Source organism: Enterovibrio norvegicus (assembly GCF_002876705.1).
GTDB lineage: Bacteria > Pseudomonadota > Gammaproteobacteria > Enterobacterales > Vibrionaceae > Enterovibrio > Enterovibrio norvegicus_B.
The window spans coordinates 379,606-405,845 of sequence record NZ_MDAG01000057.1 but is presented as its reverse complement, the minus strand read 5'-3'; the positions used below and the strand labels follow the sequence as shown (position 1 = coordinate 405,845).

Annotated in this window: 22 protein-coding genes and 1 riboswitch; of the genes, 17 read left to right on the top strand and 5 right to left on the bottom strand. The window is 48.2% G+C overall.

Going from position 1 to position 26,240, the window contains the following annotated elements:
* Positions 1–34: 34 nt before the first annotated feature.
* Both BCT27_RS21210 and torR read right to left on the bottom strand, forming a co-directional pair.
* Positions 35–505, bottom strand: a complete 471-nt coding sequence (locus tag BCT27_RS21210) for a DUF2947 domain-containing protein (RefSeq protein WP_017016719.1) — start codon at positions 503–505, stop codon at positions 35–37.
* A gap of 25 nt (positions 506–530) precedes the next feature.
* Positions 531–1,244, bottom strand: coding sequence for a two-component system response regulator TorR (torR, locus tag BCT27_RS21205; RefSeq protein ID WP_102316983.1), 714 nt, complete (start codon positions 1,242–1,244; stop codon positions 531–533).
* A gap of 416 nt (positions 1,245–1,660) precedes the next feature.
* On the opposite strand from torR, the gene torC reads away from it, so the two are divergent.
* From torC to BCT27_RS21180, 5 genes are all read left to right on the top strand, one after another.
* Positions 1,661–2,824 (top strand): pentaheme c-type cytochrome TorC, encoded by a 1,164-nt coding sequence (gene torC, locus BCT27_RS21200; RefSeq protein WP_422386141.1) that lies wholly within the window; start codon positions 1,661–1,663, stop codon positions 2,822–2,824.
* An 85-nt stretch (positions 2,825–2,909) separates the two neighbouring features.
* A complete protein-coding gene (torA, locus tag BCT27_RS21195; protein WP_102396695.1) occupies positions 2,910–5,441 on the top strand; it encodes a trimethylamine-N-oxide reductase TorA in 2,532 nt (843 codons plus the stop codon).
* A gap of 114 nt (positions 5,442–5,555) precedes the next feature.
* On the top strand, positions 5,556–6,203 hold the full coding sequence (gene torD, locus BCT27_RS21190) for a molecular chaperone TorD (RefSeq protein WP_102396694.1): 648 nt from the start codon (positions 5,556–5,558) through the stop codon (positions 6,201–6,203).
* Between the two features lie 847 nt (positions 6,204–7,050).
* Entirely contained in the window at positions 7,051–8,058 is a 1,008-nt protein-coding gene (gene purR / locus BCT27_RS21185) for an HTH-type transcriptional repressor PurR (protein WP_102396693.1), read from the top strand.
* A 316-nt stretch (positions 8,059–8,374) separates the two neighbouring features.
* Positions 8,375–8,462, top strand: a riboswitch (cyclic di-GMP riboswitch).
* Between the two features lie 114 nt (positions 8,463–8,576).
* Positions 8,577–9,170 (top strand): TfoX/Sxy family DNA transformation protein, encoded by a 594-nt coding sequence (locus tag BCT27_RS21180; protein WP_102390563.1) that lies wholly within the window; start codon positions 8,577–8,579, stop codon positions 9,168–9,170.
* Between the two features lie 436 nt (positions 9,171–9,606).
* Here BCT27_RS21180 and BCT27_RS25510 read toward each other — a convergent pair whose 3' ends face one another.
* Complete coding sequence (locus BCT27_RS25510) at positions 9,607–9,897, bottom strand: hypothetical protein (protein ID WP_157939244.1); 291 nt, start codon at positions 9,895–9,897, stop codon at positions 9,607–9,609.
* A 523-nt stretch (positions 9,898–10,420) separates the two neighbouring features.
* On the opposite strand from BCT27_RS25510, the gene lpdA reads away from it, so the two are divergent.
* The 5 genes from lpdA to BCT27_RS21150 all read left to right on the top strand — a co-directional run bounded on the left by lpdA (position 10,421) and on the right by BCT27_RS21150 (position 16,772).
* The gene (gene lpdA / locus BCT27_RS21170) at positions 10,421–12,571 is read left to right on the top strand and encodes a dihydrolipoyl dehydrogenase (RefSeq protein WP_102390564.1); all 2,151 of its coding nucleotides are present in this window, start codon (positions 10,421–10,423) and stop codon (positions 12,569–12,571) included.
* 64 nt (positions 12,572–12,635) lie between these two features.
* The gene (locus BCT27_RS21165) at positions 12,636–13,778 is read left to right on the top strand and encodes an ABC transporter substrate-binding protein (protein WP_102396692.1); all 1,143 of its coding nucleotides are present in this window, start codon (positions 12,636–12,638) and stop codon (positions 13,776–13,778) included.
* Between the two features lie 34 nt (positions 13,779–13,812).
* Positions 13,813–15,513 (top strand): ABC transporter permease, encoded by a 1,701-nt coding sequence (locus BCT27_RS21160; RefSeq protein ID WP_102396691.1) that lies wholly within the window; start codon positions 13,813–13,815, stop codon positions 15,511–15,513.
* The gene (locus tag BCT27_RS21155) at positions 15,482–16,171 is read left to right on the top strand and encodes an ATP-binding cassette domain-containing protein (protein ID WP_102390567.1); all 690 of its coding nucleotides are present in this window, start codon (positions 15,482–15,484) and stop codon (positions 16,169–16,171) included. The genes BCT27_RS21160 and BCT27_RS21155 overlap by 32 nt, the downstream gene beginning before the upstream one ends.
* Positions 16,164–16,772, top strand: a complete 609-nt coding sequence (locus tag BCT27_RS21150; RefSeq protein WP_102396690.1) for a CDP-alcohol phosphatidyltransferase family protein — start codon at positions 16,164–16,166, stop codon at positions 16,770–16,772. The genes BCT27_RS21155 and BCT27_RS21150 overlap by 8 nt, the downstream gene beginning before the upstream one ends.
* Before the next feature lie 76 nt (positions 16,773–16,848).
* Here the strand turns inward: BCT27_RS21150 and BCT27_RS21145 are convergent, their stop codons facing one another.
* On the bottom strand, positions 16,849–17,709 hold the full coding sequence (locus BCT27_RS21145; RefSeq protein WP_102316993.1) for a PA4780 family RIO1-like protein kinase: 861 nt from the start codon (positions 17,707–17,709) through the stop codon (positions 16,849–16,851).
* A 238-nt stretch (positions 17,710–17,947) separates the two neighbouring features.
* Here BCT27_RS21145 and BCT27_RS21140 point away from each other — a divergent pair, with 238 nt between their 5' ends.
* Positions 17,948–18,412, top strand: coding sequence for a GNAT family N-acetyltransferase (locus tag BCT27_RS21140; protein ID WP_198597609.1), 465 nt, complete (start codon positions 17,948–17,950; stop codon positions 18,410–18,412).
* A 63-nt stretch (positions 18,413–18,475) separates the two neighbouring features.
* Here BCT27_RS21140 and BCT27_RS21135 read toward each other — a convergent pair whose 3' ends face one another.
* Positions 18,476–19,348: a LysR substrate-binding domain-containing protein gene (locus BCT27_RS21135; protein ID WP_102316995.1), complete on the bottom strand. Its 873-nt coding sequence runs from the start codon at positions 19,346–19,348 to the stop codon at positions 18,476–18,478.
* A gap of 153 nt (positions 19,349–19,501) precedes the next feature.
* Between BCT27_RS21135 and BCT27_RS21130 the strand changes: the two genes are divergently transcribed.
* The 6 genes from BCT27_RS21130 (at position 19,502) to BCT27_RS21110 (ending at position 26,182) form a co-directional block, all read left to right on the top strand.
* Positions 19,502–20,401 carry a DMT family transporter gene (locus BCT27_RS21130; protein WP_102396688.1) on the top strand — a complete coding sequence of 300 codons (900 nt, stop codon included), beginning with the start codon at positions 19,502–19,504 and terminating at the stop codon, positions 20,399–20,401.
* Positions 20,402–20,498: 97 nt separating this feature from the next.
* Positions 20,499–20,675, top strand: a complete 177-nt coding sequence (locus BCT27_RS25365; RefSeq protein WP_106427194.1) for a DUF6435 family protein — start codon at positions 20,499–20,501, stop codon at positions 20,673–20,675.
* Positions 20,676–20,820: 145 nt separating this feature from the next.
* Positions 20,821–21,729: a LysR family transcriptional regulator gene (locus BCT27_RS21125; RefSeq protein ID WP_198597602.1), complete on the top strand. Its 909-nt coding sequence runs from the start codon at positions 20,821–20,823 to the stop codon at positions 21,727–21,729.
* A gap of 105 nt (positions 21,730–21,834) precedes the next feature.
* Positions 21,835–23,817 (top strand): alkyl/aryl-sulfatase, encoded by a 1,983-nt coding sequence (locus tag BCT27_RS21120; RefSeq protein ID WP_102390571.1) that lies wholly within the window; start codon positions 21,835–21,837, stop codon positions 23,815–23,817.
* 296 nt (positions 23,818–24,113) lie between these two features.
* A complete protein-coding gene (locus BCT27_RS21115) occupies positions 24,114–25,142 on the top strand; it encodes a polyamine ABC transporter substrate-binding protein (RefSeq protein WP_102396686.1) in 1,029 nt (342 codons plus the stop codon).
* The gene (locus BCT27_RS21110; RefSeq protein ID WP_102396685.1) at positions 25,142–26,182 is read left to right on the top strand and encodes a histone deacetylase family protein; all 1,041 of its coding nucleotides are present in this window, start codon (positions 25,142–25,144) and stop codon (positions 26,180–26,182) included. The genes BCT27_RS21115 and BCT27_RS21110 overlap by 1 nt, the downstream gene beginning before the upstream one ends.
* Positions 26,183–26,240 lie beyond the last annotated feature (58 nt).

Sequence of the window (26,240 nt, the reverse complement as noted above, 5' to 3'; positions counted from 1 at the left end):
ATCTCGCAATCTCGCAATCTAGTATGCTCGCCAACTAAGGTCTCTTACCCAACTTCACCACACCGCTTTGTTCAAACATCGCCACTTCTTTCTTCTTCTTGGAAATGAGTAGCGGTTTATCATCGTAGAACAGGAAGTTCTTCCAGTATTTCTTGAACGTTCCCCAGCGTGTTTCGATGACGTTGTTTTTGTCGTAACAAAAATACACAACACCATTGTCTTCCATGTTGAAAAACGCCGTTACGCTTTCAGGAAGATCGGTTTCTTCTTCCCATGGGTTCATCCAATTATCTTCGATTTCCCAAACGCTGCTCATGATGGCCCAATCGCCTTTACCGAAATGATCCGGCGTCGGGCTTTGCTTGCTCACAAAATCACGCCACGCTTGCGCACCGCGATCTTCAGACATCGGCTTTATTTCAGCACGGTCTTCTTCCGCCACAGGCATGGATTGGTGAGTGAAAATCCACTTACGTTTGTAGTCTTCAAAGGGTATGTAGTTCATAGTTCTCTCATTGTTTGCGGTGTCACTAAATGCCCGCAAACATGTATCCTTCACCGTGTACTGTAATAAACACCTGAGGCTTCTTAGGATCTACCTCTATTTTATTGCGTAAGCGACGCACTAGCACATCGACTGTACGGTCATTGGGTGCATCAACACGGTGACTGATCAAATTCAAAATGCGTTCTCGACTGAGCACCCTGTTAGGGTTTGCAGTGAACGCGACCAGCATTTCATATTCAGCTTTGGTGAGCTTAACGGCATCGGTGCTGTTTGTCAGCGCACGACGGTTAATGTCGAACGTCCAGCCACTGAAGGTCATGATTTTATCATCTTCCTTCCGCAAACTCTCGACATTGGCCACTTTATAACTTCGAGAAATGCGCCAAAGCAAGTTTTTCACACGAACAAGAAGTTCACGCAGTTCAATCGGTTTGGTGACATAGTCATCCGCCCCCATTTCAAGACCGACAATACGGTCAATGGCATCAGTACGACTGGTTACCAAAATAATGCCTACATCTGATTGGCTTCTGAGCTCTCTTGTTAACATCAAGCCGTCAGCACCAGGGAGGTTAATATCCAACAAAACCACATCAACATGGTGTTCTTTCATTATGTTGTGCAATCCCTTTCCGTCAGCAGCCTGACTGACTTTATATCCCTGATTTTCGAAGTATCCGCTCACCATAGTGCGGGTCACTACTTCATCATCTACGACCAGAATGTGATAGCTCACGTCGCCCCTGTTCACAAATCGTCACGAAGGAGCGCACTGTACCACCTAAAGTGTCGCTTTTTTTGATATTTATCATGGTTATTGCATTTTATTATGACGAAGGTCACTCTATATTCGTGAGACTCATCACACTCAAGTTTGCATTTTGTGTCAGATCGCAACATTTTCGGCACTTTTAGAAGCACGTATACACCGCGCAACGACTTTTGCAGAATTCCTGTTCACATCTTTTCACAACCCGACCCATTCCGTTCATTTGTGTGCGTAACCATATTCACATCCGATCGTTAACATGCGCGACACGAAATAACGCATCAAAAACATGTAGCTAAAGTGAGCAGGCTGTTTCTCAAGACCTAGAGGAAAGGACTCTCCACTGTTTGGCTGCGCAAAACTCTATGGGTGTATCCATTTTTATGAAAAAGCTATTTCAAAAGCTGATGAAACCTAGCCGCAAGTACCCAATCATTGCGCTGGTACTGGTCGGTGCCGTTATTGCGATCTCCGGTGTGATTGCAATGAACAAAACCTTTGAGGTTTTCTCGAGTACTGAGTTCTGTACGTCGTGCCACACGATGCAGCAAAACTACGAGGAATATAAACAGTCTATTCACTACAGCAATGCGAAAGGCATCCGTGCTGAGTGTGTGGATTGTCACCAACCAAAAGACTTCGTGGGTAAAGTGTGGCGCAAAATGGGTGCTGCAACCGACCTATACCACCACTTCATCACTGGCAAAATCGATACGCCTGAGAAATTTGAAGAACACCGCTTAGAGCTCGCGCAGAAAGTGTGGGATCGCATGGCTGACGAGAACTACAAAACCTGTACGACCTGTCACTCCTACGACGCCATGGATCACAGCAAGCAATCTGTTCAAGCAATGAAAGAGATGATCCCTGCTGCGAAAGAAAACATGGCGTGTGTTGAATGCCATAAAGGTATCGCGCACGAATTGCCAAACATGGCGGGTGGTTTCCGTAAAACGTTTGAAACCCTGACTGCCTCTGCGGTTGCACCTGTTGGTGCGAAGAAACTTTACTCGCTGAGCGAGAAGAGCCTATTCGCCAATGCTGACGCGACTGGCAAAGTGGAAGGCCAATTGCTTCCTGCGTCTGAAGTTATCGTGCTTGAAGAACAAGGCGACATGCTGAAAATCCGCGTTGAAGGTTGGATCGAAACCAACGGTAAAGGCCGTGTGATGACAGAGTACATGGGCAAACGTGTATTCAAAGCAACCGTTCGTGGCGACGTGAAAGCAACCGAAGTAGTGATGTCTGAGCAAGTTGACGCTGCAACCAACATGTCATGGAAAAACGTGGCTGTTGAAGCGTGGGTGACCAAAGACGGCCTACTCGACAGCATCGAACCTGTATGGGATTACGCATCAGAAATGTACGCGTCTTCTTGTAACTCGTGTCACGCAGCTCCCGCGCCTGGTCACTTCACCGCAAACGGCTGGATTTCAAGCCTGAAAGCGATGAGCGCTTACTACCGTCTGAATAAAACAGAAGAACGTACTCTGCTGAAATATCTGCAGAACCACGGTAGTGACACCGGCGGTGCAGGCGCGCACTGATCAGCTCTCGCTGGCTCGCGCTAAAGAATATCTCGGCAGGTGCATCGCACCTGCCCAATAAAGATTGAAGAATAAGGATTCCTACATGGCGACTGAAAAACACGTTCAGGGCATATCTCGCCGTCGCTTTCTATCAGGCATGCTAACCGCAAGTGCGGGTGTTGCGATCGGCAGCAGCCTGCTTGCACCTCGCTCAGCGATGGCAGCAACCGACGCGAAAAACACCTTCTCTGGTGACGTTATCCACGGTTCACACTGGGGTGCATTCCGCGCGAAAGTAGAAAACGGCATTTGGATCGACACTGTCGCGTTCGAAAACGACCCACACCCAACGTCTATGCTGAACGGCGTACGTGAAGTGGTATACAACCCTTCTCGCGTTAAGTACCCAATGGTACGCATCGACTGGCTGAAGCACGGTTGGAAATCTGACACCACACAACGCGGTGACAACCGTTTTGTGCGCGTGCCATGGTCACAAGCACTGGACTTCTTCCACCACGAGCTAGAGCGTGTTCAAACCTCTTACGGCCCAAGCGCATTGTACGCAGGTCACTCGGGTTGGCAGTCATGCGGTAAGCTAAACACCGCAGGTACCATGATGCAGCGCGCAATCAGCCTGCACGGTACTTACCTAGCAAAAATGGGTGACTACTCAACCGGTTCTGCGCAAGTTGTTCTTCCTTACGTTGCAGGCGCAATGGAAGTGTACGAACAGCAAACCTCTTGGCCTTTGGTGCTAGAGAACGCAAAGAACATCGTTATTTGGGGTTCTGACCCAATCAAAAACCTACAAGTCGGTTGGTTGATCCCAGATCACAGCGTTTACGGTTACTACCAGCAGCTTGCTGAGAAAGTGAAGAAAGGCGAAATCAACGTTATCCACGTTGATCCAGTGAAGAACGAATCTTACAAGTTCTTCGGTGGTAATCAGGTTGCGGTTAACCCACAAACTGACGTGCCGCTGATGCTTGCTATCGCGCACACGCTATACACAGAGAAATTGCACGATGAGCAATTCCTTGCTGACTACACCACAGGTTTCGACCAATTCCTGCCTTACCTATTGGGTGAGAAAGATGGCGTTGCGAAAACCCCTGAGTGGGCGGCAGGAATCTGTGGCATCCCTGCTGACCAGATTCGCGAATTGGCGCGCACCATGGCAAATGGTCGTACCCAAATCATCGCAGGCTGGTGTTTGCAGCGTATGCAGCACGGCGAGCAATACGCGTGGATGATCGTTGTTCTGGCAGCAATGCTGGGCCAAATCGGTCTACCAGGTGGCGGCTTCGGCTTCGGTTGGCACTACAACGATGCGGGTACCGTAACCTCTGCAGGTCCATTGATGTCTGGTTTCAGCTCTGTGACTGGCGTTGATCCGATTCACAGCGGCAGCTACAACGGCTTCTCAACCTACATTCCAGTTGCACGCTTCGTTGACTGTATTGAGAACCCGGGCACGAGTATTGATTTCAACGGTCACACCGTGAAGTTCCCACACATGAAGATGGCTATCTTCTGTGGTAACAACCCGTTCCACCACCACCAAGATCGTAACCGCATGATCAAGGCGTGGCGCAATCTGGAAACCGTTGTTAGCGTTGAACACCAGTGGACAGCAACGTGTCGCTTCGCGGATATCGTTCTGCCTGCGACCACCACTTACGAACGTAACGACATCGAGCAGTTTGGTAACCACTCGAACAAAGGCATCATCGCGATGAAACAAATCGTTGAGCCGATGTTTGAATCGAAAGATGACTTCGACATCTTCCGTGAATTGTGTACGCGCTTTGACCGTGAAGAAGCCTTCACTGGCGGCAAGACCAAGATGGAATGGATTGAAGAAATCTACAACGGTGCCCGCCTGCAAGGCCGTGGTATCGGTGTGCGTATGCCGAACTTCGTGAAATTCTGGGAAGAAGAGCAATTCATCAGCTTCCCTGAAGGTTCAGAGTGGGTTCGCCACCAAGCGTTCCGCAACGAACCAGACCTTGAGCCACTCGGCACAGCAACAGGTTTGATCGAGATTTACTGTAAGACTATCGCTGACATGGGATACGACGACTGTCAGGGCCACCCAATGTGGTTCGAAAAAGTTGAGCGTAGCCATGGCGGTCCTAAGTCGAAAACATTCCCGATCCACCTGCAAAGTTGTCACCCGAACCACCGTCTGCACTCGCAACTGTGTTCGTCTGACGAGCACCGTGGTACTTACGCGGTAGCGGGTCGTGAGCCTTGTTACATCAGCACTGCAGATGCGAAAGCTCGCGGTATTGTGTCTGGCGACATCGTTCGTGTATTCAACGACCGTGGCCAAGTATTGGCTGGCGCTGTGGTGACTGACGACTACAAATCAGGCGTTTGTCGTATCCACGAAGGCGCATGGTATGCCCCACTGGAAGGCGGTAAGCCGGGCACACTGTGTACCTATGGCGATCCAAACGTACTGACGGTGGATATCGGCACCTCGAAACTGGCTCAAGCAACCTCTGCACATACTGCATTGGTAGAAATCGAGAAGTTCATAGGTAACGTTCCAGCAGTAACCGGCTTTAGCGGCCCGACCGCGATTGACGACGTGAATCCACTGTTCCCAGCGATGGATATCGCATAAGAGACAGTGTGAAGAAAAAGGGCAGCTTAGCTGCCCTTTTTTACTCAAACTTCTATACACTTGTTATCTTGAACATTTGTAGTCTCTCTGCCCTTCCCTAACAACGGAATGACAATGCAAGAATTTATCGCCATCAACGAACAACGCGCCGAATTTTACTGGTGGATGTCTTCCCTGTTCGCTACCGAGCTAACCCAAGAAGATCTCAACAATTATCACGGCGGTGACATGGATAACTATTATTCCGTGCTCGCTATGACCGACGAACTCAAAGCACCGATCGCGTCGTTTCGTGAAGCATTAACATCATTGAAATCGCGTGATGATGCGCAGCTAGAACTGGCCGCTGATTTCTGTGGTTTGTTCCTTAGCACGCCAAAAACCGGCGCCCTGCCTTACGCCTCCATGTACATCGGCGAAAGTGGTTTGTTGAACGACAAACCTGCGCAAGAAATGGGTCAATGGATGGAGAAGTACGGCATTGCACAACGTAAAGACTTTAACGAACCGTTTGATCATCTCGCGGTCGTTTTGGATTTTATGGGCAATTTGATCGTAATGGCGAACGCCGAACCAGACGAATCAAAGCAAGAAACTCTGATGCAAGAGCAGCAAGCGTTTCTTGAAACCATGGTACTGCCATGGATTGATATGTTCCGCCAGGCGCTCCATAAATACGATGCCTTTGGGTTCTACAAAGCATCCGGTGATTTGTTAAACGCATTTATCGCGTTAGATTTGGCCTTCTTAAAAGGCGAGTAATTCATTTCACTGATTCATCGAAAACCGGGGATCGCCCCGGTTTTTTTGTTTTTATCATTCGGCATTTTCACCCAGTGCGGAATAAAAGCAGACATTCTCAATGTTCGACATAACTGCGCATCAATATGCGACATAACTGGGCATCAACATACGACATAGTTACGCGTCAACATTTGAGATAACAACGCTTAAAAATACAACCAGCCAATCCGCTACAGCGCTTGATATTCGCCGAGTGTGGATGAATAACAACCATGATACGTGTCAAGCTTATGCGAGTAGTCTCAATTCAATAATTGCGGCAATCTGCAACTGACAGTAAACTGTGAACGCAAGCGATTGGCATTGAGAAAAATATGAAAAATTTCACTGGCAACAACGAGGTAGCAACCCTCACGCGTTACGCCAACGAAATCAGTGTTTTCTCAATTGTCCGTTTTTAAAAAGAAAATTAGATATTCCGGTTATTCCCGATTGTTTATTTGCCATGTGCAGCACACTGCGTCAGACAAACAGCAAATAGGACGTAGGTGGATAATCGAAATGCTCAACGCAGTACAAACAGATAATCCGCGGCAAACAGTGACGAATCACGATGTAAGTTGATTCTCAATACACAGCGGAGACGTCGAGCAATTGCTGCCCTTAAGCAGCGCCCTTTTCGCTTTGCAGAAAACCATGAACGCATGATGTTGGCTTCATGCATTCACTCATTGATACGAGACGGAAGAGAAAACGGATACCCGTTTCGTCGAATCCAGTACGCCGCTTTCAGTAAAGCGGCGTAAACATGTAAGGCAGCCAGCATTTCTCATGCTGCCTTTGAAAATGATAAGAAGATTAACAAATGGCAACGATCAAAGACGTCGCGCGCATGGCCGGAGTTTCAACAACCACGGTTTCTCACGTGATCAACAAGACACGCTTTGTCGCAGAATCGACCACGAAAAAAGTATGGGCTGCCGTCGACGACCTTAACTATGCGCCAAGTGCCGTTGCGCGTAGCTTGAAATGCAACACTACCCGTACTATCGGCATGCTAGTGACGAAGTCTACTAACCCATTTTTTGCTGAAGTGGTGCACGGTGTTGAAGAGTATTGTTACAAAGAGGGTTACACCCTGATCTTGTGTAACACCGAAGGTAACCTCGCCAAGCAACGTGATTACTTGCGCATGCTGGCAGAAAAACGCGTCGATGGTTTGTTGGTAATGTGTTCAGATCTGAACGAAGAGTTGCTGATGCTGCTCGAGAAGAAGAAAGATCTGCCAATGGTCGTTATGGACTGGGGCACACAGCACGTTAATACCGACTGCATTCAAGATAATGCGGAGCTCGGTGGCTACATCGCAACCAAACACTTCATCGACAACGGTCACACCAAGATCGGTTGTATGTCAGGCCAGCTTGATAAGCTAACCTGTCAGGCGAGACTGAGTGGTTTTCGTAAAGCGCTGGCAGAAGCAGGGCTAAAAGAAAACCCAAATTGGATCGTAGAAGCAGATTTTGAATGTGATTCAGCCGTTGAAGCAACAGAGAAACTGTTAGCACAAGACGAATTACCGACAGCCCTATTCTGTTTTAACGACATCATGGCATTAGCGGCAATCAGTACTTTCCGCCAAGCGGGTCTTGATGTACCCAAAGACATTTCAATTATTGGGTATGACAACATCGATTTGGCGGGTTTCTTCTCTCCACCGCTGACAACCATCCACCAGCCGAAAAACCGTTTGGGTAAAACCGCGATCAAGCTGTTAATGGAACGTCTAGCGAACAAAGAGAACGAACAACAGATTTTCGAAATGCAACCTGAGCTCGTTGTTCGTTGCTCCGTGAAAAACCTTAACGATTAACCACGCTCGGCAACACCCCTGCAACATCAATAACCTAAAGCTCGAGATTGAATCTCGGGCTTTTTGTTTTTTGACAAGATCTCTTACTACTCCTGCCTCTTTTATGCGACAGAACTCATATTTAACTTTTTGTCTAGTTTTCTGGTGCTAATCTTCCTCTCAAATGGTATTTCAGCTGTCTGTTCAAAATTGCTTCAATTACAAAGACAAGAGCATACTTTCAAAGTCATCAATAACACCCAAATTGAAGCAAGATCACATATTTACAGACTAGCAATAAGGACAAATTCAGAGGTTTCGGTTAAGCTAAATGTTGTCAAGAAAAAGGCAAACCTCGCGAAAGCGTGGGACGCAAAGCCACCGGCCTAACATCATTAATGATGAATGGCAGCGGAGCTACCGATGACGCTAGCATTTCACTTCCGGCCAGCCCGGATCGCTGACAATTCTCTGAATTAGCTTTGCTACGTTACCCCTTGACCATTCATCCAGGAACGTATTGATTGAGAATTAGTCACATGGACAAACCTACTCTTAAAAACACACTGAAGTTCTTCGAATGTCTGGGCACGATCAAATCTCGATCTATGTTCGGCGGTTTTGGTGTTTTCTGCGATCAAACCATGTTTGCGTTGGTGGTAAATGACCGCCTTCACCTTCGTGCAGGCCAGCAAAATGAACGTGAATTTAAACGTCTCAGCATGCAGCCGTATATTTATAAAAAACGCGGTTTCCCTGTTGTCACCAAGTACTACAGCGTGCCTGATGATTGGTGGGAACAAACGGACACCATGATGGACTTTGCGAAGCAAGCTCTCGCCATTGCCCGTGATGATCAGGAAGAAAAGAAAACCGCGACGCCAAACCGCATTAAAGACCTGCCTAACTTGCGACTTGCAACAGAGCGTATGTTGAAGAAGGCCGGGATAGACAGTGTGGAGCAACTTCAACAGGAAGGTGCAGTGCGCGCCTATCAAGCGCTTCAGAAGTCGCACAGCGACGCGCTAAGCCTTGAGTTGTTGTGGGCATTGGAAGGTGCGATTGAAGGAAAGCACTGGTCAGTGATTACACCACAACGACGTGATGAACTGTTGAACACCTTGCAGCAATAATTCTCTTCACGATAAAACGCGCTATACCCAAATAACCTCTTCTTGGATGATCATCGCGAGATTGCTTGGGTATACCGTTTCCTAATGCCGCTCTTCAGTCGCCAGCCCCTTGCGACATTCTAAGGTTCAAGGCGTTTACATTTCCCCATATTTATCAGCTGCACTTGAGGCTTTTGACGCATTCTATGTGGTAAAACGTCACTACTGCACAATCTACTGCATCTTATTTGTCATTTATTGCATCATTAAAACAAAACACCCCCTAAACCAACGCCCAGATGGAGGGGCTCCAATCAAGAAATTAGGTAAAAACTGTCGTAAATCCTCCAATCTCTCACCTACCCTTCAAAAACCCACACTAACGCATTAATGTGACAAGTGTCACATATATAATACTAAATGTTGGTCTTAGATTATCATGTGGCGAAATTTTGAACTAAGCCGAAGATATAGGCAGCAGAATGGCACCAAAATGATGCACCACACTAAACCGTTTCCCGATCAGATTGATTGCATATTTAGAGATCACTTCAGTAAATGGCCACGTCGCTTCAAGTGGACGGTCTTTTTTTGCTTTTGTTTTCCGATCTCGGTTTATTTTGCCCTCACCCAAGGCACTTTCGCTCCGTCTTTTGTAACAATGATGGTCCTGTCTTTGAGCACGTTTAACACCCTCGTTGTATTTTGGGGATTGAAGCTCAATAGCTTTGCGCAGCGTTATTGGCACCGTAATTACCATATTTCCGGCGCTGTCATACTTTCATTGCTTCCACTGTCGACACTCGTTTTTCAATACACCGTGTATTGCTTATAGTTGTTAGTATCAGTAGTCAGCTTTAAATGTTATGCCTCCGCGTGCATTAAACCCGAACCTGTAACACGTATTTCACCTCCCGCCCCCTCTTGTTCTGCGTATTCAACGTATACTCAGCGCCGCATCAATCAATAAATTCAACACCTTAAAGCACTGAAGCTTTGTAGCCTGCTCACGTTCATCACGTCATGTTCGAAAAATCTGAGCATGACTGTAATTATTCGGTGTGTATTCAGGTCTTTTAATCAGAAGCACAATCCACAAAAAGTTGTAAGAATTAGGTTTCATGGCGCTATACACCGCGCAGTCTTGGTTGCAAATCACAATTATCAACAAAAGCAATTTTAACCCTCTGGTTTCGCTTTAATTTTTGTGAAGAGTCGTGAAGCTTTTGCCATAGTTAACTGCAAGACAACGTCGTCGAAAAGGAAGCAAGATGGACAAGAAAAAAATATCCATAGTCATAGTGATAGCCGCGATTTTTGTCACGTGGTTTGCCTTCGATTTAGGTGCGCTATTTACGCTAGAAAATGCAAAAGCGCAGCATGAAGCCTTACAACAGAGCATTTCTGATAATTTTGTCACCGCGAGCGTTGTGTTCTTCGTGGCTTACATTGCAATGACCGCCCTTTCTCTGCCAGGCGCTGCAATTGCGACTTTACTGGGGGCAGCCCTGTTCGGATTCTGGTGGAGCTTGCTGTTGGTTTCATTTGCCAGCAGCATCGGCGCAACCATCGCGTTTTTAGTGAGTCGATTCCTACTGAAAGATTGGGTACAAGGTAAGTTTGGTAACAAGCTGGCGACGATTAACCAAGGCGTAGAAAAAGACGGTCCTTTTTATCTTGTCACGCTTCGATTGATTCCAGTTTTCCCTTTCTTCCTCATTAACTTGTTGATGGGTTTAACGCCTATTTCAACCGCAACCTTCTACGTTGTCAGCCAAATCGGTATGTTGCCGGGCACCATGGTGTTCCTCAATGCCGGTACACAACTGGCACAAATTGATTCTTTGAGCGGCATCGTCTCACCGGGTGTGTTGGTGTCTCTCGTGCTTCTGGGCGTGTTCCCCATCATTGCTAAGTTCATCATGAACGGTATTGAGAAACGCCGTGTCTATAAGAAGTGGCAAAAGCCTGTCGTGTTCGATCGTAACCTCATTGCAATCGGTGCGGGTGCAGGTGGTTTGGTAACGACTTACATTGGCGCAGCAGTGAAAGCAAAAGTTACCCTGATAGAGAAACACAAAATGGGTGGCGACTGTTTAAACACAGGTTGTGTCCCTTCCAAAGCACTGATCCGTGCAGGTCATTCCGTACATGAAATCAACCGCGCCAAAGAGTTTGGTGTGACTGCGGGTGAGCCCACTGTCGATTTCAAACAAGTCATGGGTCGCGTTCATCAAGTGATTGCCGACATTGAACCTCATGACTCTGTCGACCGTTACACCAAACTCGGTGTTGAGTGTATCGAAGGCGAAGCGAAGATCCTTTCGCCTTGGGAAGTTGAAGTAAACGGCCAACGCCTAACAACTCGAAACATCGTCATTGCGACGGGCGCTCGCCCACTCGTACCAGGAATTCCAGGTCTCGCAGACGTCAGTTACCTCACTTCTGACAATGTATGGGAACTGCAAGAACTTCCTGAAAATCTGCTGGTTCTCGGCGGTGGCCCAATCGGTGCAGAGCTTGCGCAAAGCTTCTCTCGCCTTGGTTCGAATGTCACCCTAGTGGAAATGGCCGATCAATTGCTGATCCGTGAAGATGCTGACGCTGCTGAGCTCGTTGTAAAAGGCTTGAAAGAAGATGGCGTAAACATCTTACTGGGCCATAAGGCGACACGTTTTGAAAAAGACGGTGATACACAGCGCGTTTATCTCGATAACAACGGTGAAGAAGTCGTGGTGGAGTTTGACCATGTCATGCTGGCGCTAGGCCGCGTAGCAAACACCAAAGGGTTTGGCCTTGAAGACATCGGCGTAGAGCTGACTGAGCGTGGCACAGTGAAGGTAAACGACTACCTACAAACAAACTACCCGAACATCTTTGCAGTGGGCGATGTGGCTGGCCCATTCCAATTAACGCACGCTGCCGGTCACCAAGCATGGTATGCCGCCGTGAATGCCCTGTTTGGCGATTTCAAGAAGTTCAAAGCCGATTACTCTGTCATGCCTGCTGCAACGTATACAGCGCCTGAAGTCGCACGTGTCGGCATCAATGAAAAAGAAGCCATTGCCCAGGGCATCGATTACGAAGTGGCACACTACGGCATTGATGACCTCGATCGCGCGATTGCCGACGGCGAAGACCACGGCTTTATCAAAGTGATCACACCAAAAGGCAAAGACAAAATCCTAGGTGCAACCATTGTGGGTTCACACGCTGGTGACTTACTCGCAGAATTTACCCTTGCGATGCGCCATGGTCTTGGCTTAAACAAAATTCTTGGTACGGTTCACCCTTACCCAACAATGAGTGAAGCCACCAAATACACCGCAGGTGTTTGGAAACAAAACAACGCACCGCAAGGTCTGTTGGTTTGGGTAGAGAAGTTCCACACATGGATGCGTAAAGAGCCTAAGAACTCGTAAGCTCGACGTGCTTAGGTTCAATGAACACTATGATTCAACCGATGATTAAGGAAGATTAAACACCATGAATGTCAAATCAATCGTCACAGCCTGCGCACTGGCTTTCAGTACCGCCAGTGTTGCCGCGGACCTGTCCAACTGGGAAGAGATTGAAACAAACGCCAAAGGCCAAACTGTGTATTTCAATGCATGGGGTGGCAGCCCTGAGATCAATGCTTACTTGCGTTGGGCCGGAGACCAGCTTGATAGCCGTTACGGTGTCACGTTAAAACACGTCAAAGTGTCCGACATCTCAGAGACCATCAACCGCTTGGTCGCAGAGAAAGCCGCGGGTAAGCAATCTGGTGGCAGTGTTGATATGGTTTGGATTAATGGTGAAAACTTCAAATCAATGAAATCAAACGGCTTGCTGTTCGGCCCTTTTGTTGAACAGCTTCCAAGCTGGGCAATCGTCGACAAGACCTTGCCCGTCACCGCCGATTTTACTGAGCCTACTGAAGGACTCGAAGCCCCTTGGGGTGTCGGACAGTTGGTGTTTATTCATGATGAAAAAACACTGGCAAATCCGCCGAAGTCGTTCAACGAACTGCTTAGTCTCGCTAAAGCATTTCCAGGGAAAATCACCTACCCTAAACCGCCGCAGTTCCACGGCACCAGCTTCTTGAAAGCCGCCTTATTGGAATTGGCAGCAGATACAGCGCCTTTATACAAACCCGTTAATGATGCACAGTTTGATGCCATCAGTGCGCCACTTTGGGCATACCTCGACCAATTAAATGCGGTTGCATGGCGTGAAGGGAAGCAATTCCCCGCAGCTAGCGCAGAAACCCTGCAATTACTCGATGATGGCGAGTTACTGCTTGCGATAACGTTTAACCCTAACGCCGCGGATACTGCCATTGAGAACGGCACGCTTGCTCCGACAGCGAAAGCTTTTGCGTTTGATAAAGGCGCGCTGTCCAACATCCATTTTATGGGCATCCCTTGGAACGCCAACGCCAAAGAAGGCGCGTTGGTTGCCATTAACTTCCTGATGAGTGAAGAAGCACAAGCACGTAAATCGAAAAGCACCGTATGGGGCGACCCTGCTGTGGTGAAACTGAACAGTGTTGGCAGCAAGCCGTTGTTCAAATCTCAGCCTGAACCCCACCCAAGCTGGCAAGTGGCGTTGGAAAACGCATGGCTTGAACGCTACGCGCAGCAGTGAGTAAACACACAATGAACACTCACAAGGGGTAAGCATGTTACGTCTGCTGTATGTCATGACGCTGACAGTGTGTTGTTTACCCCTCATCCCAGGGCTCGGCGGTGTGCTGCTTTCTGCAGCCAGTTACCTCCCTGCCCTTGGATTAAACGAACCGAATTTAGATGGCTGGTACGCGATGACCTCGTGGCCAGGCAGCGGAAAAGCACTTCAACTCAGCCTATTCACCGGCGTTACTGCCACACTTCTCGCCATTCTCACCACCTTCCTTATTCTCCAACACTGTTGGGGAACAAAAGGATGGAACCGCATTGAAAAATGGCTTTCTCCTCTTCTTGCCATGCCACATGTTGCTTTCGCCATTGGCTTTGCCCTTACCTTTTCCCCGTCTGGTTGGTTGTTTCGGTTATTTGCCTCTCTAACAGGCGAAACGGAGCCGCATCTCTGGTCACTGGTACAAGACAACCAAGGCTTTGGCCTCATCCTCGCGCTGGCCATTAAAGAAACCCCGTTTCTGCTTCTGATGAGCCTTTCTGTGCTAAAACAGATGCAGGTTGATCGGCTACTCACGGCTTCTCGAAGCCTTGGGTATAACGCCAGCGCATCATGGCTCAAAGTGGTCTTTCCACAATGGCTCACCAAAATGCGCTTTCCCATTTACGCGGTGCTGGCCTACGGCTTGTCCGTGGTCGATGTCGCCATGATTCTCGGCCCTACATCGCCGTCTACCTTCGCTGTGTTGGTGTGGCAATGGTTTAATGACCCCGATTTGACCCAAGTGCCTCGCGCAGCAGCAGGGGCAATTGCCCTGTTTGTGGCTTGCTTTGGCGTGTTATTGCTATATAGGCTCGCAGAATACTTTTTGGTTAAAGGCTGGCAATCATGGCAGTTTAGCGGCAGCAAAACCTATTCATTGCCAGGTAAATACCTCTTTGGCTTTGTGGCGTTGCTGCCTGTGATCATCATTCCTGTTTTGCTGGTTTGGTCATTTGCCCTTCGTTGGCGTTTCCCTTCGCTTTGGCCAACCCGCACCACGACGCGCTTTTGGGAACAAGAAGCAGGCAATTTGCTTGAGTTGGCGGCCAACAGCCTTATTCTGGGATTGGTATCCGCCAGCGTCGCCCTTGTTTTTGCCATTGGTTGTTTGGAATACCGCGACAAATACCATAAATCTGTCCCGCAATTGGTTATCGCTATTCCGATGCTGATCCCACAGCTTTCCATTTTGTTTGGTATTCAAATCGCCATCTATATGTTGCCGGGGCAATGGCATGTTCCGGCAACCATTTGGGCGCACATTTTGTTTGCCTTCCCTTATGTGTATCTCGCCCTTGATGGACCTTGGCATTCCTTCGACCAACGCCTTACACAAACAGCACGAAGCCTCGGTCACAGCGCATGGAAAGCATGGTTATCCGTAAAATTGCCGATTGTCCTACCCGCTATTATGCTGGCATGGGCGGTTGGGTTAAGCGTGAGCTTTGCGCAATACTTACCGACACAGCTACTCGGTGCGGGCAGAATAACCACACTCACCACGGAAGCAGTGAGTCTCGCCAGCGGACAAGACAGACGCATTAGCGCGATATACGGCCTGATACAGGCATTTTTACCTTTGGTCTTTTTCGGTATAGCCCTCGCCGCCAGCCGAATCGCAGATCCACAGCGTCGTTTAGCACGTCACGCAGACAAACAAGTGAGTTCCAATGAGCTTATCAGTACAAAACCTAACCATTAAATCACCGCAGATGACACTGCTTCATGGCATGTCATTTACGATTGAAAATGGCCATATTCTGTCAGTGATGGGGCCAAGTGGCTGTGGCAAGTCCACACTACTGAGCGCCATTGCTGGTCATCTGTCACCCGAATTCGAATGCTTGGGCGACATTCATGTAAATGGAAAAAGTATCTTAGCCTTACCTGCCGAGAAGCGTGCGGTGGGCATATTGTTTCAAGACGATTTACTCTTCCCGCATTTGAATGTTTGGCAAAACCTCGCGTTTGGTTTGCCAGATACCATGACAGCTTCAGAGAAAAAATCGCGGGCACTACAAACACTGGAAGACATCGATCTCGCTGACATTGCGTACAAAGCGCCACAGCAAATTTCAGGCGGGCAACGCGCACGCGTGAGCTTAATGCGAACCCTGCTCTCTCACCCTAATGTCATCTTGCTTGATGAGCCATTCAGTAAACTCGACAAACCGCTACGAAAGGCATTCCGAGCGTTTGTTTTCCAGCAAATCAAAACCCGTAATATCGCCGCGGTGATGGTAACTCATGATGAGGATGACGTGCCGGAAGAAAGCACTTGTTTACAATGGCCTTTGCCAACAGCATCCGACATTGCACCTCCCGCGACCTTGATAAAGCCGGAGGAAAAACATGCTTGATCGTTATGCCATTGCAGTGATTCGCTGGCCGCTAAAACAAGCAGCAAAACTGCCCGACACCATTGGTTTTTCCGCTAACCAAGTCACGGTTGCAGGCTTCTTCATCGGCTTGCTCGCCCTGCCCGCCATCGCGACCGAGCACTACGGATTGGGTTTGTTGTTTATTGCAATTAATCGGATTTTTGATGGGCTTGATGGCGCATTGGCGCGGCGGCAAGGAATAACAGATGCAGGCGGTTTCCTCGATATCACCTTGGATTTTTTGTTTTACGCGATGATCCCTTTCGCCTTTGCATTGGCGAACCCCGACCAAAATGCCGTTGCGGCAACGTTCTTGGTATTTTCCTTCATGGGAACAGGGTCGAGCTTTTTGGCGTTTGCGGTCATGGCGAGTAAGCGCGACATCGAGAACCCTGTTTATCAAAACAAATCGTTGTACTACATCGGCGGGTTAACGGAAGGCACCGAAACCATCGCATGCTTCGTGCTGTTTTGTTTATTTCCGGGCTACTTTGCAGAGATTGCATGGACGTTTGGTGCACTGTGTTGGGTCACGACAGCAACACGCGTCTGGGCGGGTTATCAAACGTTAAAGCTCTAGCATTTTGGTTTTACCAAAAAAAGAGGTTAGCAATGCGCTAACCTCTTTTTATTTGATGTTCTGTGTGAAGGCGAAATCAGTCTTCGTCAGCTTCCGCTTCAAGACGACGCTCTTTGCGCAACCTTGCTTCTTCCATCACGGCATTAATTTCTGCCATCAAGCCATCAACATCGGCGTCTCCGCCATCATCAACATAAACGCCCGTCAGTTCCGTGTTTGGCGTCAATTCGCCCGCTTCATAAAGCGCCCACATTTCTTTGGCGTATTGCGTGCCAATCAACTCTGGCGCGTATTGGCCATAGTAATTGGTCATGTTATTTACATCGCGCTCGAGCATCCACTTCGCGTTGTTGTTTGCAGAGGCATCAACCGCTTGTGGTAAATCGATAATCACAGGGCCAAGGTGATCCACCAGCACGTTAAATTCTGACAAATCGCCATGCACGATACCCGCACACAACATGCGCGTGACGTCTGTAATTATCTGTGCATGATCTCGCAATGCTTGTTCGTGGGACAAAGTGACATCGTTCAAACGCGGCGCAACAGAATCTTTATCATCAGTGACAAGCTCCATCAATAACACGCCATCAAAACAACCGTAAGGCTGAGGAACGCGAACACCCGCTTCAGACAAGGCGTATAGCGCATCCACTTCTGCGTTTTGCCACACTTTTTCTTGTTCGTCGCGGCCGTATTTTGAGCCTTTCGCCATCGCGCGCGCGCGGCGACTGTCTTTTACTTTGCGCCCTTCGCGGTACGCCACAGCTTGTTTAAAGCTACGTTGGTCGATTTCTTTGTACACTTTCGCGCAGCATATGCGGCCGCCACTCGATACAACATATACCGAGGCCTCTTTGCCGCTCATCAACTGAGAAATCACTTCATCAACCATGCCATCTTCAACCAATGGCAATAATCTCGCTGGTATCTTCATTTCACCTTCGTATGTGAATAACGCAACAATACTTTGCTACCTGCTTATTCTAGCCAATAGCCGTAAAGATTCCGGCACAATAGAGCGCGAATCGACACTTGTAAAGAAACAACCGCAATTGGGCCGCTTTCCCCTTCGATAAAATGCTAAAAATGGAAAAGACACGGGCTATAATGCGCTGTAATCTCGATAAAACACGCTATTCCCTCATGAGAAGGTCACTATGCACATTCGCCTTATGACTCACGCTGATTTACCAAAAGCGGCGGCTATTCATCATGAAGCATTCGTACGCCAGCAACGCTCTTACGAGTGGCTTGAATGTAACCTGAACGCTGCCCCGCGCTTCCTCAATTTCGTTGCCGAGTCTGACGGTGACATTCTTGGCTTCATCACTTGGACACAAAAAAGTGGCTTCCGCGCCGACGCAGTCTTGGATCTAGAATTGCTGGCAGTCGCTTCACACGCGCAAGGTAAAGGCGTTGGTCGATCATTGATTGAACAGTCACTGCCTCAGGTACGCACACTGCTTGCCGAGCAAGGTTCAACCTTAAAGCACATTATGGTGAACACCCGCGCCGACAATTTTGCACAAACCCTTTATAAAAAGACACTGGGCGCAGAGGTAGAAGTCACGATCCCTGATCTCTATTCGGCAGATGAAGTGATCATGATTGCACGTTATGTCGATGGCAAAACATAGAAAAAGAAGCGAAAGAGTAAAAGCCTAAGAACAACGTATGACCAACGACGCGCGACGAGAAACTCATGTCCCTGCTGTGATTTCCTGCCTTAACCATTTCATGACACATTGTTTCTCTGCGCTGAATTGCCTGCCCTTTGGATATACCAGGTAAAAGCCTTGATGCTCTGGGGCTGGCACATCACCGAACACCACCATATCCCCTTGTGCAACATAGCTCGACACCAACACAAAAGGCGAAATGCACAATCCCTGCCCCGACAATGCCGCGTCAATCGCCAAACCGGTTTGATACATATTCAGCATCTTTCCGAGTTTCGTGCCATTTTGTTTACCCATCACTTTAGACCAGTTCTGGTGCGAGTCATCAATAAGTTGGTGTCCGGTAAAATCGCGGTTCGCAGGCAATGGCGGATGCGATTCTAGATACAGCGGGTTATATACGATTTTGAGGTTTACTGGAGATAACAAATGCCATTCAAGTTCGTCGCCAAAAGGAGGAACGCCAAAACGGACCACAAAATCCACATCATCCGCAAAAAAGTTACTCACCGCTTCAGAAGAAGAAAGCCGCAAGTCTATGTCCGGATGACGTTGCTGAAATTGACCAAGACGCGGGATCAGCCACTTCACACCGAAAGACGGCGGTACACTCATCAACACGGATTGGTTTACATCGCCCAGCGCTTTTACGGCATGATTGAGTATTGATAAGCTTCTCGACACTTCACCAAAGAGCACCTTCCCACCTTCCGTTAAACTGACACCCCTCGCCTCTCTGAAAAACAGCACATGTTCGAGCTCTTCTTCAAGACGACGAACGCGTTGTGCCACCGCGCTGGGGGTGAGGTTGAGTTCCTCCGCAGCAATTCTCACATTGCCGTGACGTGCGACCGTTTCAAAGATTCGTAAACTGTTGAGATTCGGTAACCGCATCAAACGTCCAGACTGTAGTTTTTCTTCACACTAGCACAAAATTTTCGCGCTTGTTCCCGTGACGTCTAGCCAGATAGAATTTTTCTCAATAACGGATCATACCGACGAACCACAGTAGTGAATGTCGGCAACAGGAACAGTCAGAGGTGTTTCATGCCATCTTTAGTCACCATCGCTTTCATTGCTTTAGGGGTTGTTTGGGGGACCATGTTTCTCTTCACTAAATGGGCTGCTGAGTTCATCACTCCCGTGCAAATCGTATTCTTACGCGTGGTATTTGGTTTCCTTCCACTGTTTTTCTATGCCCTTTATAAGCGCGTGTTACGTTGGGAAGATGTAAAGCACTGGAAACATTTTGTGGTGATGTCCCTCATCGCAACCTCTCTTTATTACATCGCATTCGCCGAAGGCACCGCCTTACTGCCTTCGAGCATCGCCGGCATGTTAAGTGGCGCAATTCCTTTGTTTACTTTCGTCTCGGCAGCACTGTTATTACGTGACGAACCCATTACCCTCGGCTCAATTACGGGCACTGCAATGGGCTTTCTTGGCGTGTTGCTGATTGCGCAGCCTTGGCAGAGCGATGTGAGTAGTGTGAATGGTCTTGGAACGCTCTATATGATTGCGGGGGCATTTAGCGTCGGAATTTCGTTTGTATACGCGAAGCACTTCATCAAACCCTTGGGCTTGAAACCCCTCGCCCTCGCGACGTATCAAACGGGTTTTGCCATGGTGTTCTTGCTGTTCGTCACCGACATGTCAGGCATCACCCTTGTATTTGAAGACGCAAAAGCATCGCTGGGATTAGTCTTCGGCCTCGGCATTTTAGGCACGGGCATGGCTTACATCATCTATTACTACTTGGTCGATCAAATGGGGGCGATTGTCGCATCAGGGGTGACGTATATTCCGCCCGTCGTGGCACTGCTCATTGGGGCATTCTTAATTAATGAACCTATCAGCAGTGTCGACCTTGGCGCAATGGCATTCATCATGGTGGGCGTGTGGTTTGTTCAAAAGGCTCGTACTCAATCTGTCAAAGAAGCGTCATGAATTCGTCGCAATAACAGAGGTACCATAACGACAAGCGTGATCATTTATGCAATACTTTGCGTAGTGATTAGTACATCTAGTATTAGAGAGGTGTCGTATGTTTTCACTGTTTAAGAAAGACCCAACGAAGAAACTGCGTGAACAATATAACGCCAAGCTAGAACGCGCGATGCAAGCGCAACGCAACGGTGATATCAGTTCTTACTCATTTATCCACGCAGAGGCTGAAGATCTTTGGCGAGAAATCGAACGTATCGAAAGCAGCGCCAAATAACCTTTTCACATTCCCTTATCAGCCCATGTTCAACCTAAAAGCCATTGAATCGCTCAATGGCTTTTCCTTTTGTCACGTACTCATTATCGCCCACGCATCCTTGCCGTGTTAAGCTATAAATCTTAACTACAGCTTAATGAAAATCATGCTACGAGATTACGATTTGAACCTACTGACGGTTTTCGATGCTGTCATGACATTAGGCTCTGTGACAAAAGCCGCCGACAAACTTAATATGACCTCCGCCGCTGTCAGCCAAAACCTGTCAAGGCTTCGAGAACATGTAGGCGAACCGCTTTTTGTTAGACAAGGTCGCGGTATCCAACCGACACAGCATGCTATCAACATGCACAAGCACGTCGCAGAAGGGTTAAGTGCCATAAGGTTCGGGCTTGAGGCCAATACCTCTTTTGACCCGAGCACCAGTACTCGCGAGTTTATGATCGGTGGTCACGCGTATTTTGATTTGGCCGTATTGCCACAGTTGCTGAAAAAGCTCAGTGATATCGCACCACGAATCAAAGTTAATTTAACGCCTTATGAAGACAATCACTTCACGCCAAGTCAGGTACTTAGTGAACGTGGCGTCGATCTATTCCTTTCATCTTTGCCCATTAGCCACCCTTCGGTTATTACCGCCAAAGTGTCTGAAGAAACCCTTGTGGTTACCTACGCGAAAGATCACCCTCGTTTAAACGGGAAAGTAACGCTTCAGCAATTTTTCGCCGAAAAGCACACCGCACTAACAAGCCGACGCTTCGGTAGCTTCATGTTTTCAAACTTGATTGAAAAACCCTTGCCTGCTCGTAAAGTACATTATCAAAGTGACTCGATGCTTAACCTAATGGCGACAGCAGCGATGACCGATTTACTGTGCTTTACCCCCAAGCGCCTCGCGGATTTATGGGCAGAAAAGCTCGAACTGAGCGTCCAGCCCTTGCCCTTTGACATCCGCCCTATCCCAACGTTTCTCTGCTGGCATCAGGCCAAACAAAATGATGAAGGCATTACATGGCTGCGTAAACAGATAGAAGACATCCTTACAAACCATTAAGCAACACTTAACTATTGTTTATTGCAACACGAATCGTTCGCGCTAAGCCATTTCTTTATAGTGATTCTCGTTCCCTTCTCAATTAACGAAGAAAGCGAGATCACTATGAAAACAACATTCAAGCCTACGTTAATCGCATTATTGATTGCATCTATCAGCGCACCTGCAATCGCACATACCTATACATCAAACACCAAAGCACCGACGGCAACCACACAAGCCTTCGCCGCTGAGCAACGCGCCACCCTGCCTTTCTCAGACAAGAAAGATTTTGAGCTAGTCGAAAAAGGGCTCATCGCGCAGCAAGACAATCTTGAAATTAAAGACGCCAACGGCAAAGTCGTTTGGGAACTCGGTAACTACGCATTCCTGCTTGATGGCAAAGACTACGACAGCATTCACCCAAGTCTTCAGCGCCAAGCGCAATTGAACATGCACCACGGTTTGTACAAAGTCACCGACCGCATCTATCAAGTCCGCGGTTATGACCTTGCTAACATCACTTTCGTACAAGGTGACACAGGTTGGATCGTTTTCGATCCACTGACTGTGCCAGCAACGGCAAAAGCAGCCCTAGATTTCGTGAACCAAGAACTGGGTGAGCGCCCAGTGAAAGCCGTGGTATACAGCCACGCGCATGCTGACCACTTTGGTGGCGTAAAAGGCATCGTGACCCAAGAGCAAGCGGATAGCGGTGAAGTAGACATCATCGCTCCACGCGGCTTCTTGCATCACGCAGTGGCTGAGAACGTACTGGCAGGCAATGCAATGTCTCGTCGCGTGACGTACCAATACGGCAACGCGCTAGAAAAAGCGGCAACAGGCCAAGTTGATGCCGCCATCGGTAAAGGCGTGGCGCAAGGCGAAGTCAGCCTAATCGCACCAACCACTGTCATTAATGACGAAACGGAAACCAAAGTGATCGATGGCATCACCATGGAATTCCAAAACACCCCGGGCACAGAAGCACCCGCGGAGATGAACACTTACTTCCCACAATTCGATGCATTGTGGATGGCAGAAAACACAGTGGGTGGCTTGCACAATGTTTACACCCTTCGCGGCGCAGAAGTGCGTGATGCGAAAGCGTGGAGCAAATACATCAACGAATCCATTCACATGTATGCCAACAAATCTGACGTGATGTTCGCGTCACACAGCTGGCCACGTTGGGGCAAAGAAGACATCAACCACTTCTTGCGTAAACAACGTGACATGTATGGCTACATTCACGACCAAGCACTGCGTATGGCAAACCACGGCGTCACCATCAACGAAATTCAAGACGAATTTGTGGTGCCTGATGTACTTGCAAACGAATGGTACAACCGCGGTTACCACGGCAGTTACCACCGTAATGCAAAAGCTGTCATCAACAAGTACCTGGGTTACTTCGACATGAACCCAGCAACATTGCGCCCTCTCGCACCTGCCGATGCAGCGCCAAAATATGTTGAAGCCATGGGCGGTGTTGAGAACGTGCTTAGCGTTGGCCAAAAAGCCTTCAATAGCGGTGACTACCGTTGGTGTGCAGAGATCGTCGACAAAGCGGTATTTGCCGAGCCAAGCAACAAAAAAGCGCGCTACCTGCAAGCAGACTGCTTAGAGCAACTCGGTTACCAGAGTGAATCAGCGGGCGAACGTAATACTTACTTAATGGGCGCTTACGAGCTTCGCAACGGCACACAAACCGGTGATGCGACCAAAACAGCAGGCGCAGACATGGTCGTTGCCATGGACACCGAATTGTTCTTGGATTACCTCGGCGTACGTTTGAATGGCACCAAAGCGGCGAATGTCGATTACACCATCAACTTTGTACTGCCAGACGTGAATGAAACCTTCTTGGTGGAGCTGGAAAATGCTCACTTGAACAACCTGAAAGGTATTCAATCTGACAACCCAGACATGACACTGACGATGAACCGTTCTGAGTTAAATAAAGTCTTGATGGGACAAACAAGCATTGCTGACCTTGTGAAATCAGGCGATGCAAAAATCGAAGGTAACGGTAAAGCATTGACCGACATTGCGGGCATGATGGACAGCTTCGATTTCTGGTTCAACATCATCGAACCAAAGAAGTAATCATCACTTAGCACTGCCTTTTACTCACCGTGAAACGTGAGTACATGAACGCCCCCTCTTTGACGAGGGGGCGTTTCTTTTTCTTCCTGTTTGAAGACATGGCGTTTCAAATCTGTTTCTGACCATTCAATTCATGAATGCACGCCAATCGAACAAAACACCTCACCTATAACATTCGTCTGTAGCCCAATAAAATCGTGGCTTTCATTGATATACCAATCGTTTTCGTATGTAATTCTCGCGCGCAACATCGCGCGTCATCTACAGATACTATGTTTTCGGAAAACAGCACATAAATGAAAAAATCCTTTGTTATCGCAGCGACTTCCAGCCTGCTTCTCTCCGCCTCTGTGCACGCAGAACAATTCTTGAACATCTACAACTGGTCAGAATATCTTCCCCAGCCATTGATTGAAAAGTTCACACAAGAAACCAAGATCAAAGTGAATTACTCCACGTTTGAAAGTAACGAAACCATGTACGCCAAGTTGAAATTGCTCAACGCAAAAGGCTACGATTTGGTCGTTCCTTCCACCTATTACGTGTCTTTGCTGGCGCAAGAAAATCTGCTGCATGAATTAGACAAGAGCAAAATCGCGGCGTTTACTCACCTTGATGCCTCTATCCTTAATCAATCGTTTGACCCAGAAAACCGCTACTCTCTTCCCTACATGTGGGGCAGCACGGGCATGGGTTACAATGCAGACATGGTGGATGGCAAAGACGTAAAACGCTGGGCAGATCTTTGGAATGAGGCGTTCGCCGGTCAGCTAATACTGACTGATGACGTACGCGATGTGTTCGGCATGGCATTAATCATGAATGGGCACAGCGTTAACAGTCGCGATGAAAATGAAATTCGCCAAGCGTATGACAAACTAAAAACGCTAAAACCAAACGTGACTCTGTTCAATTCAGATGCCCCGCATACCCCGCTGATCATGGGCGAAGTCAATGTTGGTATGCAGTGGAACGGCACGGCGTATCGCGCGACGGTCGAAAACCCAGCCATACACTATGTTTACCCAGAAGAAGGAACGATTTTCTGGATGGATAACATGGTTATCCCTAAACATGCAGAGAACAAAGACGCGGCGTATGCCTTCATCAACTTCTTGATGAAACCAGAAAACCAAGCAGTATTGGTGGAAGAAATTGGTTATGCCGTGCCAAATCTACGTGCGCTACAGCACCTTCCTGAAGCGTTGAGAAACAGCGAAGTGATCTTTCCACCCATTGAGGTGAAACAAAAAGGTCAATTCCTGTCAGACATCGGTGATGCCGTCTCTATCTATAACCAATACTGGCTGGAGCTAAAGAAATAATGAAGGTTATCTACAGCGAGAAACAAAAGCTTCACCAAGTAAAATACGAATTCCTTGGCGGCGAACCGACCCCATGCTTTGAAACGCCTGAACGCGCCGACATGGTGCTTAACGCCATTAACAGCGATGGCGGCTATCAAGTTATCGAACCCAAAACGTTTGGTATTGACCCAATGTTGTGGGTACATACTCCAGATTATGTTGCGTTCCTGCAAAACGCATGGAACGAGTGGGAAGCCACTTACGGCCCAGAGCACGATGCATCACCTTACTGCTTTGCGCCTGCCCGACACCTTCGTAACCGCGTGCCGAAAGACATTGAAGGCAAGCTGGGTTACTACAGCTTTGACATGACAGCAGCGATCACTAAAACCAGCTTTGAAGCCATTTCTTCCGCGGTAGACTGCGCCCTGACAGGTGTTGACGCACTGATAAATGGCGAGAAAGCCGCCTTCGCATTGTGCCGTCCACCAGGCCACCATGCAGCACCGGATTTGATGGGGGGTTACTGCTACATCAATAATGCTGCTATCGCAGCAGAGGGTTTGCGCCGTCATGGTCATGAGAAGGTCGCAATCCTAGATATCGACTATCACCACGGCAACGGCACACAGGCCGCTTTCTACGATCGTGACGACGTGCTTTTCGTGTCTATCCACGGTGACCCAGACTACGATTACCCGCACTACTTGGGTTTTGATGATGAGCACGGCGAAGGCAAAGGCAAAGGCTTCAACCTCAATCTGCCATTGCCACAAGGCAAAACCGATTGGTCGTTGTATCGCCCGACCCTAGAAATGGCCATTGAGAGAGTACGCACCTTTGGCCCAGAATCGCTCGTGATTTCATTGGGTATGGACACGTATGAGCACGATCCAATCAGCCACTTCAAACTCAAGCTCGAAGACTATCTAAACATCGGTGAAATGCTGGGCGAGTTGGGTTTACCTACCCTCTTTGTGTTTGAAGGCGGTTACGCCGTTGACGATCTGGGCCATAACACCGTTGCAGTATTGAACGGATTTAGGTCTGCCAAGTGATCAATAGAACCTAAAAAGAAAAGTCGCCAACATTGGGCGACTTTTTTGTATCCACTCA

What these genes read in the sequence shown, in the direction of transcription:
- BCT27_RS21210 (WP_017016719.1), bottom strand. Translation starts at nt 505, where the DNA reads ATGAACTACATACCCTTTGAAGACTACAAACGTAAGTGGATTTTCACT.
- torC (WP_422386141.1), top strand. Translation starts at nt 1,661, where the DNA reads ATGAAAAAGCTATTTCAAAAGCTGATGAAACCTAGCCGCAAGTACCCA.
- torA (WP_102396695.1), top strand. Translation starts at nt 2,910, where the DNA reads ATGGCGACTGAAAAACACGTTCAGGGCATATCTCGCCGTCGCTTTCTA.
- torD (WP_102396694.1), top strand. Translation starts at nt 5,556, where the DNA reads ATGCAAGAATTTATCGCCATCAACGAACAACGCGCCGAATTTTACTGG.
- purR (WP_102396693.1), top strand. Translation starts at nt 7,051, where the DNA reads ATGGCAACGATCAAAGACGTCGCGCGCATGGCCGGAGTTTCAACAACC.
- BCT27_RS21180 (WP_102390563.1), top strand. Translation starts at nt 8,577, where the DNA reads ATGGACAAACCTACTCTTAAAAACACACTGAAGTTCTTCGAATGTCTG.
- lpdA (WP_102390564.1), top strand. Translation starts at nt 10,421, where the DNA reads ATGGACAAGAAAAAAATATCCATAGTCATAGTGATAGCCGCGATTTTT.
- BCT27_RS21165 (WP_102396692.1), top strand. Translation starts at nt 12,636, where the DNA reads ATGAATGTCAAATCAATCGTCACAGCCTGCGCACTGGCTTTCAGTACC.
- BCT27_RS21160 (WP_102396691.1), top strand. Translation starts at nt 13,813, where the DNA reads ATGTTACGTCTGCTGTATGTCATGACGCTGACAGTGTGTTGTTTACCC.
- BCT27_RS21155 (WP_102390567.1), top strand. Translation starts at nt 15,482, where the DNA reads ATGAGCTTATCAGTACAAAACCTAACCATTAAATCACCGCAGATGACA.
- BCT27_RS21150 (WP_102396690.1), top strand. Translation starts at nt 16,164, where the DNA reads ATGCTTGATCGTTATGCCATTGCAGTGATTCGCTGGCCGCTAAAACAA.
- BCT27_RS21145 (WP_102316993.1), bottom strand. Translation starts at nt 17,709, where the DNA reads ATGAAGATACCAGCGAGATTATTGCCATTGGTTGAAGATGGCATGGTT.
- BCT27_RS21140 (WP_198597609.1), top strand. Translation starts at nt 17,948, where the DNA reads ATGACTCACGCTGATTTACCAAAAGCGGCGGCTATTCATCATGAAGCA.
- BCT27_RS21135 (WP_102316995.1), bottom strand. Translation starts at nt 19,348, where the DNA reads ATGCGGTTACCGAATCTCAACAGTTTACGAATCTTTGAAACGGTCGCA.
- BCT27_RS21130 (WP_102396688.1), top strand. Translation starts at nt 19,502, where the DNA reads ATGCCATCTTTAGTCACCATCGCTTTCATTGCTTTAGGGGTTGTTTGG.
- BCT27_RS25365 (WP_106427194.1), top strand. Translation starts at nt 20,499, where the DNA reads ATGTTTTCACTGTTTAAGAAAGACCCAACGAAGAAACTGCGTGAACAA.
- BCT27_RS21125 (WP_198597602.1), top strand. Translation starts at nt 20,821, where the DNA reads ATGCTACGAGATTACGATTTGAACCTACTGACGGTTTTCGATGCTGTC.
- BCT27_RS21120 (WP_102390571.1), top strand. Translation starts at nt 21,835, where the DNA reads ATGAAAACAACATTCAAGCCTACGTTAATCGCATTATTGATTGCATCT.
- BCT27_RS21115 (WP_102396686.1), top strand. Translation starts at nt 24,114, where the DNA reads ATGAAAAAATCCTTTGTTATCGCAGCGACTTCCAGCCTGCTTCTCTCC.
- BCT27_RS21110 (WP_102396685.1), top strand. Translation starts at nt 25,142, where the DNA reads ATGAAGGTTATCTACAGCGAGAAACAAAAGCTTCACCAAGTAAAATAC.